Origin of the sequence: Pseudobutyrivibrio sp. JW11, assembly GCF_900115355.1 — a bacterium.
Lineage (GTDB): Bacteria > Bacillota > Clostridia > Lachnospirales > Lachnospiraceae > Pseudobutyrivibrio > Pseudobutyrivibrio ruminis.
Map to the genome: position 1 here is coordinate 20541 of NZ_FOWB01000008.1, position 13017 is coordinate 33557.

Sequence of the window (13017 nt, forward strand, 5' to 3'; positions counted from 1 at the left end):
AAGAGATGGTTTTTACTGTTTTCTAATCACTTTTTTCTACCAATTAATCACCCCAAGTTCTTTCAACAGCTCAGGAACATCAGTCATAGGATTACATTCATCACTTCCCCATGCAATTCCTATCTTTTCGTAATGTATTTTCAGCTTTTCTATATTTTCTGTAGCTTTCAAAATATGAGGATTAATAATTGATGAAATATCCATTGATTCCCTATATCCATCAATTTTGGTTGCTAAATCTTTCTTTGGCTCTTTACTATCTACATAAGCTTTTGTACTGTAACCAAAATGCTGCAAAAACCAGATTTCAATACAAGGATTTGATATAATGAATCTTATGTTATCGTTCTGATTTTCTAATTCTCTTATCAACTCTAGCTTTTTCTTATCACAATCAACATCTAGCATTATATATGCCTTATCGCCTAGTTCTCCTAAAAGTTCATTTTGGTTCCAATATTTTTCAACCCCTTTAAACAAACCATATGGATCAGTGGTAGCTCCAATCTTTATAAACTTTACACTTTTATCCACTATTTTGTCTTTCAGCGATTCAATATATATCTTTTCTGTTTTGTTGCGTCCTTCCGCTGCAATAACAATTATTGGTTTTCTATTACGATTTTTTTGGTTTCTTTGTTTCTTTTTGAAGGATCTTTCGGACATTACCACACCTCCTCAGTTTGGAGGAATGGAATCGCCCCGTACCTTCCTAATAAATATCCCTTCTCGATATTTTCAGATTTTCTTACAGAAAATTCATCCAACGAATACACATCGGTTTCACCCGTTTTGTTGTCTTTTTCTGTGAAATATATTTGATCTCTTCTTAAAGTATCTAGTGATAAAACTGTAGTTTCATGTGTTGTTGCTATTAGTTGAGCACCATTTTTATTCAATTCTGGATTTCTAAATAGATTTACAATATACTTGACCAGCATTGGATGCATACTTTTATCAATCTCATCCAATACTATTGTTTTCCCATAATCCATAGCATCCTTGAGGAGAGGTCCATAATTAAACAATTGTTGCGTACCTAATGACTCATCTTGAATATGCAAATTATATTTTTCTTCTGTACCATCTACCTTCTTTATGATATGACCAGTAATAACCTCTACGGAAAACGCCGAATCTGCATTTACCGGATAAATCCCCTGCCCTGGAAAAAGATTATCACTTGGAAATATTTCCTTTATATCTATGCTGATATCACTAATATTGATGTCAGCTTGCTTTAATAGCTCTTTCGTAAATGAAATATATTCCCCTTTATCATCATTTCTATATTTATCTAATGCAACACCGCCCATATTCATTATTTCAGAATAAGTATCTATACCTTCTGCAAGCCATTTAAAGGGAGTAGATGTGCATTCCACATTCCAACTTGTAGCTGTTGCCAAAAAAAGCTTATTGGCGGTATTCATTTTATATGCTGCTCCAAGTTTTGCCCTATATTCTCTATTAAAATTAGGCTCGTCCTGTTCCTTAATATCAAAAAGAAGAGTCGGCTTTGCAGTATTATAAACATATAGGTATTCCTCTATTACTTTTTCACTCGTAGCGCTAAACCCATATATATACTTTTTATTATCGGCTGCAACAAACGTAAACTCAAATGAGCTCGGCTTTGTCAATGTTTCTTTATCAAATTTGAATGGTACAACTGGTAGCTTATCGGTAATTTGTGTGTTATTTGAATTTCTAACCATTACAATTGCCACTGTCATTGCTTTAAATAAAACACTTTTCCCAGAAGCATTTGCCCCATATATTAAAATTGTGTTTAAAGCACTTTCCTGCTCATTGCTGATAAGATTTTCTGGATGCGCCTTATCCACAGATGGCTCTAAACTTATATACGCTTTTTCTTTAATTGACATAAAATTTTCTACTGTAAATTGAATTAGCATTCTATACCTCGTTACTATTATTAATCCTTTTTCTTATTCTGCTACTTTAATTGGAGATTAACACATTCAGAACTACTTGTAAACAATATTTGTGCTATTTTTGCAAAAAATTTGCAAGTTTAGGAATAATATTGTTAGTCTACTATGAGAAGTTGTGCCGAATTTGTTCTACTGCTGACTTAGTGATTGTATTTTTCTCAAATATTAAAAAATCAATGTGCGTTCTTACATCTTCATTATGCTACGTACAACACTACTCCTTCTTTTTCTATATTATTAAAGAATGGATAATTATCCACCCATTTATAAAACAATTCTTTACTATGTATCATAGGATTTATTTCAACGTCATTATCCATATTGAATTCATACGTCTCGTTAAACAGCTTCTTTTGAAACTCTTTAGCTTCAATATCGCTGATATTTACCAGTATCATAATATCAGTGTCCGAATCAGCTTTATTATCCCCTCTAGCGTATGAACCAAAAAGAATAATCTTCTCGAGATTTGAGCCATAGATCTGCTTTATTATCTCTATGTAGTTTGCAAGTATTACATTTACTTCCATAATGCTAATTATTCTCTATTTCTTTCATTACCCCAGTACCTACAGCTAAAATAAATTCTTTTTAATAACCTCTCTTTGCTTTATCTGCAATAGAAAATCTCCAACCATTTCATAGAATTCCTTTTCCTCTTCAGTAGGAGCTTCCAAAACAAGTTGAAGCGTATTATCTGCACTTAATGTCGTTATTTCGTTATAAATATCTGTAAATCTTTTTATATCACACATACATTCCGTTTTCTCCTACAATTTGCATAGTTTTCTTATAGTTTAAACCATTTCTCTTCCCTCCGGTTCTCCCCAGTCAAATTCATATACCTCTATTTCACCGTCATATTCTTTGAGTCGATCTACAAAGGATTTATGTTCAAATACTACATTACTGTCATCTAATTTTTCAGCTTCACCCATTTTTCGATTTGAACAATTTAGTAACGTCACTTTTCCAACCTCTTTCACCTGCATTTTTTCAACTTTTCCAACCTTTTTACATACATTTTCATAACTTTTCCAACTTAACTTCGATTATAGCATAAGACACAAATAGCTTCGCAACTTCAGCCGCGAAGCTATTTTCACTTTTCTATTTTTATGAAACTGGTTTTGCTAACCTTAATTTCCTTGTCACCATATTATGTCAATAAAAATTTACAAAAACCGTAGTTTATGCCAAATTTTATCGACATTATATTTTTTCTCCATATTTTTTGAAAAAAACACTACAGCTAATATATTAGTCTTTTCCGCTTATTTCAGCCAAAATGACTAATATATTAGTCCATATTCAACTCCACTCCCCCATCACCTCAGGTTTATTTTCTCATCATTTTAATTTATATTTAAATCATTTCACCAGAATTTTAAACTAATCCCATCACCTTCACATACTCTTCCTTCTTATCCCTCATAATCTCAAAGCCTTCCAGAATCTCCTCCAACCCGAACTTATGAGTAATCAGCTTCTCTGGCTTCACTGCACCCTGCTGCAATCTGCTAAGCACGTAGTGCCAGTCGTCGGTGGTGTCGTGGGTGAAGGATGAGTTCCAGGTGCCCACCAGAGTCAGCTGGTTGCGAAGGATTTTCCAATAAACATCCCTTGGTAGGTCCATGTCGGAATGTGGGTTGCCCACTGTGCAGACCACGCCGCCGGGAGCGGCTGCGTTGATTCCGTTGATGAGGCTTTCTGTGGAGCCCACGCATTCGAAGAAAAGGTCCACATCTGAAATTTCTTTTACATAGTGAGCTTCGTCCACGCCAAACTCAAAGGCTTTCTGCCTTTGTATCTCTTTTTTTCCGATGGTATACACATTTTCAAATCCCATGTCCTTCAAAAACATGGTCACTAGCAAGCCGATAGTACCAAGGCCTATTACAGCCACCTTAGCTTTGCGAAGCTGTCCCAAATCCTGCAAGTCCTTACCGCAGGCTCTCAACCCCTGCCTAATCGCATGCACTGCCACAGCCATAGGCTCCATCATGGCAGCCTGCTCCATAGCAACGCCGCTGCCCAGCTCCATAAGATTCCACTCTGGCACCGCCACATATTCGGCGAAGCCGCCATCCACACGGGAGCCCAAATAAGAATAGTTTTTGCACATTTCATATTTCTTTTCCACACAGCAAGGGCACTTCTTGCATGGAATAAGTGGAAAGATTCCAACAGCCTTACCGGCCCAGTCACCAGACACGCCTTCACCAACTTCACAGACCTCGCCTGCAAACTCGTGGCCTATCACAAGTGGCATGTTGTGAGCACCGTCCTTGTAGGCTCTTGGTATGTCCGACCCGCAGATTCCGCAGGCCTTTACATGCACTAAAACCTCCCCCTGCTTAGGGGAAGGTTTTGCTATTTCATCTATCTTGATTTTTCCAACATTTTCTAAAACTAATGCCTTCATTTCATCGCCTTTATCTGTTCAGTAAATCGTTCTAAATCATCGCTTGTAGTGATTTTGAAATTGCCCTCATCACCAACAATCATGTGCATTTTCATGCCAGCCATCACTGCAGGTTCTGTGGAGCCGTTGATTTTCATAATCTCTCCAGAATTTACAAGCCTTTCATTAGCCTCCAAATATTTTCCATACACAAAAGTCTCTGGTGCCTGGCCTGCAAATATTTCCTGTCGATTCAAAAGAGAATCGATTTCCAATCCGTCCTTGCTCAAATAAACTGTATCTTTCATTGGAAGAACCGGAATAACTCCGTCGTATCCACTTATCGCCTCAAAGGAATCCTGGATTGTTGATAACCTAAGATTTGGTCTGGCCGCATCGTGGATAAACACATTGTCATCGTCGCTGGCAAAATTTCTGATATCCTTCAGCCCATTATAAATAGACAACTGCCTATTCTCCCCTGGCTTTGAGAAACCACAGATCTTATCCTCAACACCGTACTGCGCAGCCCAATATTTAATCAAATCGGCCCATTCATCATGGGCTACGATTTGAATCTTATCGATTAATTCGCTTTTCTCAAGGGTCTCCATGCAATACATAATGATAGGCTTGCCTTCCACATCCAGATACTGCTTTGGCTTCTGCGAACCAAGCCTGCTGCCGGTTCCTCCTGAAAGTAAAATCGCTATATTCATACGCTTACCTACAAGTTCATGTTTCTAATATCTTTGATAATCTCATCGTATGGGCGTCCCTGTCCAAACAAAAGTGTAGTTCCCAGAACAAATCCATCAAGCCCCATTGGCGCGTACTTCATAATCTTGTCCTTTGCGCAGGCGCCATCCCAGTAAAGCTTGAAATCCATTTCCTCTTTCAACTCCAGAAGACGCTCAATCTTCTGACCAACGTAAGGCAGATACATCTGACCAGCATTTCCTGGATTTACAGACATTACTAAAACCTTATCAACAATGCGTAGCATCTCCATTACCGTTTCAATACTTGTGCCAGGGTTGATTGCAATTCCTGGTATCATTCCCGCATCGATAATCTTCTGCAATGTTGTAGAAGGATGATACTCTGCCTCAGGATGGATGTAGATGGTATCGCCCTTTCTCAGATTCTTGATAAACAATTCGATTGTATTGCTAGGGTGCTCCACCATCAGATGAACATCTAATGGCTTGAAAGTAACCCTGGAAATATATGTCATATCATTTAAAGACATGGCAAAGTTTGGTACATAACGACCATCCATAATATCAATATGAAATGAATCGATACCTGCGTTTTCCAAATCGTTTACTTCTCTGGACAAATGTCCATAATTGGCACACATCATTGATGCATTTAATTCAAAGCTCATACGCTCTCCTTTTCAAGCACATCCACATTTTGGATCATGATTGGTTTTTCTAATTTCTCATACAACTGCACAAGACTACTTGGGTCCCCGTAATAAGCGTCGCTAATGATAATTGCCCTATCCATATTTGGAGTATCGTCGTAGATTCCCCAACCTTCAGTGCGATAATCCTCAATTATCTTTTTATACTGGTCACGAATCTCGGGAACCATACTTTCGATGGTTGCCATAGTAAGCGGATGTGGGCGCCACAAAAGGGCTACATCATCCTGGCACTCCTTGAACACTTCCAAAGCATCCTTTATCTTATCAATCATCTTTTGCTTCTGATTAAGCATTGCAACTACGCTTGTATTGTAAAAAATGATTTTCTTTCTGCTGCCATCTGGCTTTGTGATAATCTTCTTCCATTCCTCTGGAATTTCCTGCTCTTCATTTGACAGGCGAAGAAGTCTCTCGACCTTTGGTGAGCCTGTACCTTTTATTTTGGCTTCCCAGCTAGGTCTGGTATCCTCACCGAACTGTGCAGAAAGCACTCGGATATAGGCCTCTCTCATCTGTTCCGACTGAACAATGACCTCATCTGCATTTACCACGCCCTTCGACAGCACGTATCCCTTCAAGCTCTCAAGCACATCGGGATTGTCCACATCCGGCTCCGCCAATACGAAGTATGGTATGTAAATGAGCTTGTCTGTAAACTTTTTGATGTTATCCGTGTAGAAATATGGATGTACCGATGTTACATAATTCCAATCGTCATATGGATTGTGAATATACACCTCATCTGGATGAACACCCATAAAATCGAAGTTTTCAAATGACACTACTGGCACATTATCAGGATAGTCATTTCCTTCGTAGTGCATTTCTTTTACCGAACCATCTGGGTTCTTATCGAAATAAGGTATCGGAATTACGATAGCTGTACAGTTTGGATCCTCATTTGCCTTCATCCAAACGCTCTCAAGTGAATCCCACATGCTGGCCTTATATGGCAAAAACAACTTCACTGTAGTGAGTGTGATATCCTTGTTTGCACTTTCTTCAATTCTATTAACCATGGTATCGAGGCGGGCCTTGGCAGAGTCTGCCGATAAGCCCCTTTCAGACTGAATCTCCTCGTGAATTTCATATAGAACTTCGCAAAATTCTTCCAGCAATTTTACTGTTGGATGACCTTCCCCCTCTTCACCCTCGATAAAAGTACCGAAATCAATCGCGCGCTGTTGGCACATTTCCAGATATGAACATGCCCCTTCAACATCCACATTTTTTGCGGATAAACTTGTGTAGATTCCTTCTACAATCTTCCTAAATAATGCAATGTAATTAGTAATTTGTTTAGCCTTAGACTGTCGCATCAATTAGTCTCCTATTTTTCTACAAACTCCCCAATCGCCTCTACCGTAGCCTCTGTCTGCTCTTCCACGGTGATTGTAGGCTCGCCATCCCCAGATTGCATGCCATAGTCTCCAAAGTATCCGTGGCAGCCACCCTGGATAATCACCTCTTCATAATCTGCAGGCAGATTTGCTAAGTATTCATTATACTTCTCCATATTTAAAACGCCGTCTTCTGAACCACGGATTGATAAAACGTCGATTGTTGGTTCATCTGTCAAATCCTTGGTAGAGTATGCGGCAAGAAGAATCAGTCCTTCGTATTCGCTCTGATGTCTGTCGGCATAGAGCGATGCCATGGCGCCGCCTAAGCTGTGGCCGCCCAAGTACCAATCTTCGATTTCAGGATATTTGGCCTGGATGCCCCTAGCTCCATTTGCATCAAACATAGCCAGGTAATGTGGCATTTCTACGATGATGCACATGATATCCTGCTCTGCTAGCTGCTCCATCAAAGGCGCATATGCCTCAGATTCCACCAAGCCACCTGGATAGAAAATAAATCCGGCCACTGGATTTTCTGGCTCAAATACGATTGTATTATCAACATACTCCACAGTTACTCCCTCTGCTGGATTGTTGATATACTCCATTGCTCTGTCTGTAGCCTGATAATAATTGTTCACATAGCTAAAAAACTTAGCCACAATTGCAATGATTAATACAAGGACAATAATCCCTGTGATTCTTAACTTTTTACCCTTATTACTTTTCATTTATACCCTTATTAACCCTTTTCTAGAATGCCCCTCAATGCACCGCCAGTCTGTTAATCTGGGTCGCGATATAGCCTGCTCCGTAGCCATTGTCGATGTTTACCACCGAAATTCCGTTAGCACAGGAATTAATCATGGTAAGAAGTGCAGATATACCACCCATGTTGGCCCCATAGCCTACGCTTGTTGGCACAGCAATAACCGGAACCTTAACCAGTCCGCCTACCACTGACGCCAGTGCGCCTTCCATGCCTGCCACTGCTACCACGCAGTTGGCTTCGTTCAACACATCTACGTTTTCAAGCAATCTATGAATTCCGCTTACTCCCACATCGAAAACCCTAGTTGCCTTACTTCCAAAATACTCGATTGTTTGTGCTGCTTCCTCAGCTACAGGAATATCTGCTGTGCCAGCTGTAAGCACTGCCACATTTCCGATAAGCTCCTGCTCTTTAAAATCAGGCTTTTTTGCCTTGAGAATCCTGCTCACTTTATCATAAGTGGCTGTTGGCAATACCGCCTTTACGATTTCGTATTGATGCTCCGTTGCTCTGGTGCCAAACACGCAGCCATCTCTTTCGTACATCTTTTGATAGATATCTACCAGAAAGTCATCCATTTTGCCCTGGCAAAAAATCACTTCTGGGAATCCTGTCCGATTCTTCCGATCAAAGTCCAAGTTTGCAAATTCCATTCAGAATCCTCCTAGATACCTCCATTATAATGGAAATGCAATAAAAATAAAACGGGGGTAGCATTGCTACCCCTACATTATCGTTTACATCATTTCCATATAAGCTTCTGCGATTCTCTTATAGTCAATCTGGTTGGTAATCTTTTCTACTTTGAAATCTTCCTCTCCAACCTTTACTCTGTAGATGAAGCAGCCCTCGTCACTGACTGTATCTCCGTCCACCAAAGCTGCTGCAACATAGCCTTTGTTCTCAAACTCGAACTGGTCTATTACAGCCATCTCAACTTCATCGCCATCTTTAGTATTAACCACAAATGTGATGTACTCTTTGAATTCATTATCCATCGTTGGGAACCTCCTTTTAGGATTCATATCTCTCCCCGACTATAGGAAATATTGTACAATAGATTTGTGTATAAGTTTAGCAAAATTTATGAATTAAAAGCGAATATCCGGTGAATATGTTGTTGGCATAGTCGTAAACCTAGATGTCTTTTCCATCAACGCATTTGCTTCTGCTGACAATTCTTCAAATATTGCTTTAATTTCCTCTATATCGTCTGTCTCATTTATTCCCATTGCAAAGCTCTGCAAATTGATAGAAGAAAACTGAATATCGGAAATCATATCGTTAAACCTAGCTTTGATAGAATTAACCGACATACTGATATCATTCATCTCGCCTGGGAATTCATCCATATCTGCTACGGCCAAATTTCCCTGCTCCATCTCGGACAAAACATGCTGCTGAATATGGATAATATCTGAAAGCTCGGCCAAAGTCATAGCCAGCTTGTTCTGCAAATCACCAATCTCGTCATCGGCTGTTGCAAAATCAATAGGTGTAGAAAAATCGCCTTCCATAATTCTGTCCATTGCTGGATTAATCTTATCCAAAGGCTTAAGCACTTTTCTAACTGTGTATGTAATATCTCCAACTGCAAGGAGCGCACATACTATCGCCACGAACAAACTGATTCTTATGCCTCTATCAACGTGTGACAAAAATCCCTTTCTTGGATATGCCACAGCTACAGTCCATCCACTATCGTGGAGCTTTGTTACCGAATATACCATCTCTGTTCCAGTGTAATCTGGAGCTGTTATAAATTCATCCTTGGAATCAAGCACTTCCTCAAGCTCTGGCATTACTTCCACTGCAGAAACTATAGCTTCTGATGTTGGGTTGTACTGAGAATTTGGATGAACGATGATATTATCTTGGCTATCAAGCAGGAATCCATATGAACCATCCTCGAAATCGATTGTGTTCATGAACTCCTGAATGCTTTCTATATCTGCATCCACTGCAACTACGCCGACCATTGTGGTGCCCCAATAAACTGGAGTTGCCACTGTAACCATCATTACATCAGGTCTAGTTGCACTTGCATATGGGTCGATTACAACTGTGTGACCATACTTTGCTGCCTTTTGATACCAGCCTCTTTCTCTTGGATCAATTCCAGTGGATTTATAATCAATGCCTCTTGCCATGGTCATATTTCCATGGTAGTCAGCGAAGTAAACATAGAAAAACTCTGGGTGATTCAACGCTACTCTATCAACAACCGCCCTAACTGTGGCTTCATTTAGATCAGCGATAGCAGTAAGGGTACTGGCCATATCCTCAGTTACTATGGCCATGTCTCTTACCCAGTCTTCAACTTCCTGAGCACTCATCTGAGTGGCCAATTCAAGCTTAGTCTCCTGCTGTTCTATTATTCTTCTAGACAAATATATCAGGTTGATAACCGTCATAAATGAAATAGTAATTACCAACGCTGCAATTACATGCCTAGTAATCTTTCTTTTTATAGATGAACGCTTCTTATTTTTCATTCTGAATCCTCTCAAATCCACAATGTCACTAAGGTACTATACGAGTATCTTAGTATATAAATAAGAGAATTCTGTGAAAAAACTATTTAATTTCTCGCAAAAACAAAGCAATCATAGCGAATCGCTTTGCCCTCCAAACTATAGCTTGGCTTTCTGTCTGCCAAGTATGGTCCCTTTAAAGGACGCTTAATAACGATTCTTTTTGGGTCTGCCGCCACTGCTGCATCAAGCAGCTGTTCTTCTGTGGAGCATGGGCTTTCTAATCGCTGAATCAGCTGGAATTTTTTCTTTATCAAAGCGCTCTTTTGTCTAGCTGGAAACATAGGATCAAGGAGCACGATATCTGGCTTGAAATCCAGATTCTTCATGCCCTCTGTGCTATCTCCCCACACCAGCTTCATACGCCCTACTGCTTCCTTAAGCTCTGGAATTTCCATTGCTCTTTCCATGCCATCCTTTAAAAGCGCGGCGATAACCTCATCAAATTCATAAAGCTGCACCTGAAAACCTGCAGCTGCTAAAATAAGGGAATCCTCTCCAAATCCGGCAGTAGCATCGATAATAGTCTGTGGCATTGGCTGCCCCTTTATTCTGGCTGCCTTCACCAGCATCTCTCGTTGAAGATTGCTCTGCTTTAATCTTGGAAGCATTTCCCTAAAATCAACCATTATAGAAAGCTCACCGTCAGTCAAAGTGAGCCCCTCAGCATTTTGCTGAAGGCTCAGATTAACTGTGGCAAGCTTTGTATTAAATCTTAATAATTCTTCATTTGTCATGAACTATTTGTCCTCTTTGCGAAGAAGATCCATCTTCATGTTGTAGTAGTTTGGAGTCATATCAAGGTAGTGCTTGTGAGGGTTTTCAAAACGCTGCTCCTCAGGCCATACGCTTGTCTCCAACTGAGTTTTAACACGGTTGCGAATTGTCTGCATATCCTCATCCTCAACTACCTGCTTTCCGCCGCGGATAAGAGGCTGCTGCAACAACTCTGCTGTGCAGTTTTCAAAGATATGTGTACTCTTCCATGGCTGCTCTGGATCTACGAATTTGTAGCCGCCTTCCACAGACATATCAACTTCCTCACCCTTGATAGCAAGCAAATCTGCAACTGCTCTGCCGTGCTCGTCCTTGATTCTATATACATCCTTCAAACCAGGATTTGTAATCTTCTCAACTGTTTCAGAAATCTTTATCTTTGGAATCACCTGTCCAGTCTTTGAATCTGTAACGGCACAAAGCTTGTAAACTGCGCCAAATACAGGCTCAGACTTTGCAGTGATAAGTCGCTCACCTACACCAAATGAATTTACCTGTCCACCCTGCTGGAGGATAGATGTGATGGTGTATTCATCCAAAGAATTGCTGACGATGATTTTGGCATCTGTAAAGCCAGCATCATCAAGCATCTTTCTAGCTTTCTTTGTAAGATATGCCAAGTCACCAGAATCAATTCTGATACCAAAGCTCTTTGATTCAATTCCAGCATCCTTCATCTCCTGGAACACCTTGATAGCGTTTGGCACACCAGATTTCAAAACATTATATGTATCTACTAAAAGGATACAGTTGTTAGGATAGCTCTTTGCAAAACTTCTGAAAGCTGCAAGCTCAGAAGTACGGTAATCGTTGTCATCTGATGTAAAGTACATTACATAGCTGTGGGCCATAGTTCCGCCGATTGGAATATCGAAGTACTGGCCTGCAGATACTGTTGCTGTACCGCTGGCACCGCCGATGTATGCTGCTCTAGCACCGTAGATTGCAGCGTCATTGTTGTGGGCACGTCTTGCACCAAAATCTGAAACTGCACGGCCTGCTGCCGCACGTACAATACGGCTAGCCTTTGTTGCAATCAAAGACTGGTGGTTTACCTGAGCCAAAATCTCTGTCTCCACAAGCTGCGCCTCAATGATAGGTGCAGTAACTGTGATGATTGGCTCGTTAGGGTACATGATAGTTCCCTCAAGGAATGCATCCACATCACCTGTAAACTTGAAGTCCTTAAGATATTCAAGGAAGTTCTCAGTGAAGTGTCCCACACTTCTAAGGTACTCAATATCCTCATCGGTGAAGTGCATGTTAAGAAGATAATCCTTAACCTGCTGAAGTCCTGCAAAAATTGCAAAACCGCCTCCATCTGGATTCATTCTATAAAACACATCAAAGCTAACCCTGGTATTGTTATCAATAGTAGGGTCGTTAAAGTACGCATTTGCCATAGTAAGTTCGTACTCATCCATCATCATGGTAAGATTACGAGCTTTATCCTGTGTCTGCTTCATCATTTCCTTCTTTCTCCCAGTTTACTCTCCTGGTGCACTGTTAATTACTTTGCCAGTATTCCAAAGCATTGCTGCTTTCTCGGCAGCTTCCTGTCTGCCTTCTTCTGTCTTGAAGCCAACAGTACCTGTGTAGCTTCCGCAGTCAAGGCATGCCACATAGTATCCGTGATCCTCAGCCTCAATCAAACCTGCTCCTCCGCAGATTGGGCAATCATGTATGTCAATGTTCTCAGTAAAATCGCTCATGTGTATCTCCTTCATACCGTTTTTCTAAATCATTATAGTTTAATTACACTAAAAAAGCTATCTTGTAAGCAACAAGCTCTGA

16 protein-coding genes are annotated in these 13017 nt (G+C 40.2%); all 16 read right to left on the reverse strand.

All coding sequences use genetic code 11. The annotated features are described in order from the left end of the window. Positions 1-36: 36 nt before the first annotated feature. Positions 37-666, reverse strand: a complete 630-nt coding sequence (locus BM102_RS08560) for an RloB family protein (protein ID WP_090480995.1) — start codon at positions 664-666, stop codon at positions 37-39. Then, positions 666-1919, reverse strand: coding sequence for an AAA family ATPase (locus BM102_RS08565; RefSeq protein ID WP_090480998.1), 1254 nt, complete (start codon positions 1917-1919; stop codon positions 666-668). The genes BM102_RS08560 and BM102_RS08565 overlap by 1 nt, the downstream gene beginning before the upstream one ends. A gap of 236 nt (positions 1920-2155) precedes the next feature. Continuing rightward, positions 2156-2488, reverse strand: coding sequence for a nucleotidyltransferase domain-containing protein (locus BM102_RS08570; protein WP_177194940.1), 333 nt, complete (start codon positions 2486-2488; stop codon positions 2156-2158). A 45-nt stretch (positions 2489-2533) separates the two neighbouring features. Then, the gene (locus BM102_RS08575; RefSeq protein WP_090481005.1) at positions 2534-2713 is read right to left on the reverse strand and encodes a hypothetical protein; all 180 of its coding nucleotides are present in this window, start codon (positions 2711-2713) and stop codon (positions 2534-2536) included. Between the two features lie 42 nt (positions 2714-2755). Continuing rightward, complete coding sequence (locus BM102_RS08580; RefSeq protein ID WP_090481008.1) at positions 2756-2950, reverse strand: hypothetical protein; 195 nt, start codon at positions 2948-2950, stop codon at positions 2756-2758. Between the two features lie 395 nt (positions 2951-3345). Then, a complete protein-coding gene (locus BM102_RS08585; protein ID WP_090481011.1) occupies positions 3346-4383 on the reverse strand; it encodes a galactitol-1-phosphate 5-dehydrogenase in 1038 nt (345 codons plus the stop codon). Beyond that, positions 4380-5081 carry an IspD/TarI family cytidylyltransferase gene (locus tag BM102_RS08590; protein WP_090481014.1) on the reverse strand — a complete coding sequence of 234 codons (702 nt, stop codon included), beginning with the start codon at positions 5079-5081 and terminating at the stop codon, positions 4380-4382. Before BM102_RS08590 ends, BM102_RS08585 begins: the two co-directional genes overlap by 4 nt. A gap of 8 nt (positions 5082-5089) precedes the next feature. Continuing rightward, positions 5090-5752: a ribulose-phosphate 3-epimerase gene (locus tag BM102_RS08595; RefSeq protein WP_044936457.1), complete on the reverse strand. Its 663-nt coding sequence runs from the start codon at positions 5750-5752 to the stop codon at positions 5090-5092. Then, positions 5749-7116: a hypothetical protein gene (locus tag BM102_RS08600; protein ID WP_090481017.1), complete on the reverse strand. Its 1368-nt coding sequence runs from the start codon at positions 7114-7116 to the stop codon at positions 5749-5751. Before BM102_RS08600 ends, BM102_RS08595 begins: the two co-directional genes overlap by 4 nt. Positions 7117-7127: 11 nt before the next feature. Then, the gene (locus BM102_RS08605) at positions 7128-7871 is read right to left on the reverse strand and encodes an alpha/beta hydrolase (RefSeq protein WP_090481020.1); all 744 of its coding nucleotides are present in this window, start codon (positions 7869-7871) and stop codon (positions 7128-7130) included. Positions 7872-7905: 34 nt separating this feature from the next. Next, the gene (gene larB, locus BM102_RS08610; RefSeq protein WP_090394834.1) at positions 7906-8565 is read right to left on the reverse strand and encodes a nickel pincer cofactor biosynthesis protein LarB; all 660 of its coding nucleotides are present in this window, start codon (positions 8563-8565) and stop codon (positions 7906-7908) included. Positions 8566-8649: 84 nt separating this feature from the next. Continuing rightward, positions 8650-8910, reverse strand: a complete 261-nt coding sequence (locus tag BM102_RS08615; protein WP_044936461.1) for a DUF1292 domain-containing protein — start codon at positions 8908-8910, stop codon at positions 8650-8652. A 93-nt stretch (positions 8911-9003) separates the two neighbouring features. Further along, positions 9004-10407 (reverse strand): methyl-accepting chemotaxis protein, encoded by a 1404-nt coding sequence (locus BM102_RS08620; RefSeq protein WP_090481023.1) that lies wholly within the window; start codon positions 10405-10407, stop codon positions 9004-9006. A gap of 86 nt (positions 10408-10493) precedes the next feature. Further along, positions 10494-11183, reverse strand: coding sequence for a class I SAM-dependent methyltransferase (locus BM102_RS08625; RefSeq protein ID WP_090481026.1), 690 nt, complete (start codon positions 11181-11183; stop codon positions 10494-10496). Between the two features lie 3 nt (positions 11184-11186). Beyond that, positions 11187-12689: a nicotinate phosphoribosyltransferase gene (locus tag BM102_RS08630; protein WP_090481174.1), complete on the reverse strand. Its 1503-nt coding sequence runs from the start codon at positions 12687-12689 to the stop codon at positions 11187-11189. Between the two features lie 21 nt (positions 12690-12710). Then, a complete protein-coding gene (locus BM102_RS08635; RefSeq protein WP_074791433.1) occupies positions 12711-12935 on the reverse strand; it encodes a Lar family restriction alleviation protein in 225 nt (74 codons plus the stop codon). Positions 12936-13017 lie beyond the last annotated feature (82 nt).

Excerpts from the sequence above, each read along its gene's own strand:
- BM102_RS08560 (WP_090480995.1), bottom strand. The coding sequence starts at position 666 with ATGTCCGAAAGATCCTTCAAAAAGAAACAAAGAAACCAAAAAAATCGT.
- BM102_RS08565 (WP_090480998.1), bottom strand. The coding sequence starts at position 1,919 with ATGCTAATTCAATTTACAGTAGAAAATTTTATGTCAATTAAAGAAAAA.
- BM102_RS08570 (WP_177194940.1), bottom strand. The coding sequence starts at position 2,488 with ATGGAAGTAAATGTAATACTTGCAAACTACATAGAGATAATAAAGCAG.
- BM102_RS08575 (WP_090481005.1), bottom strand. The coding sequence starts at position 2,713 with ATGTGTGATATAAAAAGATTTACAGATATTTATAACGAAATAACGACA.
- BM102_RS08580 (WP_090481008.1), bottom strand. The coding sequence starts at position 2,950 with ATGCAGGTGAAAGAGGTTGGAAAAGTGACGTTACTAAATTGTTCAAAT.
- BM102_RS08585 (WP_090481011.1), bottom strand. The coding sequence starts at position 4,383 with ATGAAGGCATTAGTTTTAGAAAATGTTGGAAAAATCAAGATAGATGAA.
- BM102_RS08590 (WP_090481014.1), bottom strand. The coding sequence starts at position 5,081 with ATGAATATAGCGATTTTACTTTCAGGAGGAACCGGCAGCAGGCTTGGT.
- BM102_RS08595 (WP_044936457.1), bottom strand. The coding sequence starts at position 5,752 with ATGAGCTTTGAATTAAATGCATCAATGATGTGTGCCAATTATGGACAT.
- BM102_RS08600 (WP_090481017.1), bottom strand. The coding sequence starts at position 7,116 with ATGCGACAGTCTAAGGCTAAACAAATTACTAATTACATTGCATTATTT.
- BM102_RS08605 (WP_090481020.1), bottom strand. The coding sequence starts at position 7,871 with ATGAAAAGTAATAAGGGTAAAAAGTTAAGAATCACAGGGATTATTGTC.
- larB (WP_090394834.1), bottom strand. The coding sequence starts at position 8,565 with ATGGAATTTGCAAACTTGGACTTTGATCGGAAGAATCGGACAGGATTC.
- BM102_RS08615 (WP_044936461.1), bottom strand. The coding sequence starts at position 8,910 with ATGGATAATGAATTCAAAGAGTACATCACATTTGTGGTTAATACTAAA.
- BM102_RS08620 (WP_090481023.1), bottom strand. The coding sequence starts at position 10,407 with ATGAAAAATAAGAAGCGTTCATCTATAAAAAGAAAGATTACTAGGCAT.
- BM102_RS08625 (WP_090481026.1), bottom strand. The coding sequence starts at position 11,183 with ATGACAAATGAAGAATTATTAAGATTTAATACAAAGCTTGCCACAGTT.
- BM102_RS08630 (WP_090481174.1), bottom strand. The coding sequence starts at position 12,689 with ATGAAGCAGACACAGGATAAAGCTCGTAATCTTACCATGATGATGGAT.
- BM102_RS08635 (WP_074791433.1), bottom strand. The coding sequence starts at position 12,935 with ATGAGCGATTTTACTGAGAACATTGACATACATGATTGCCCAATCTGC.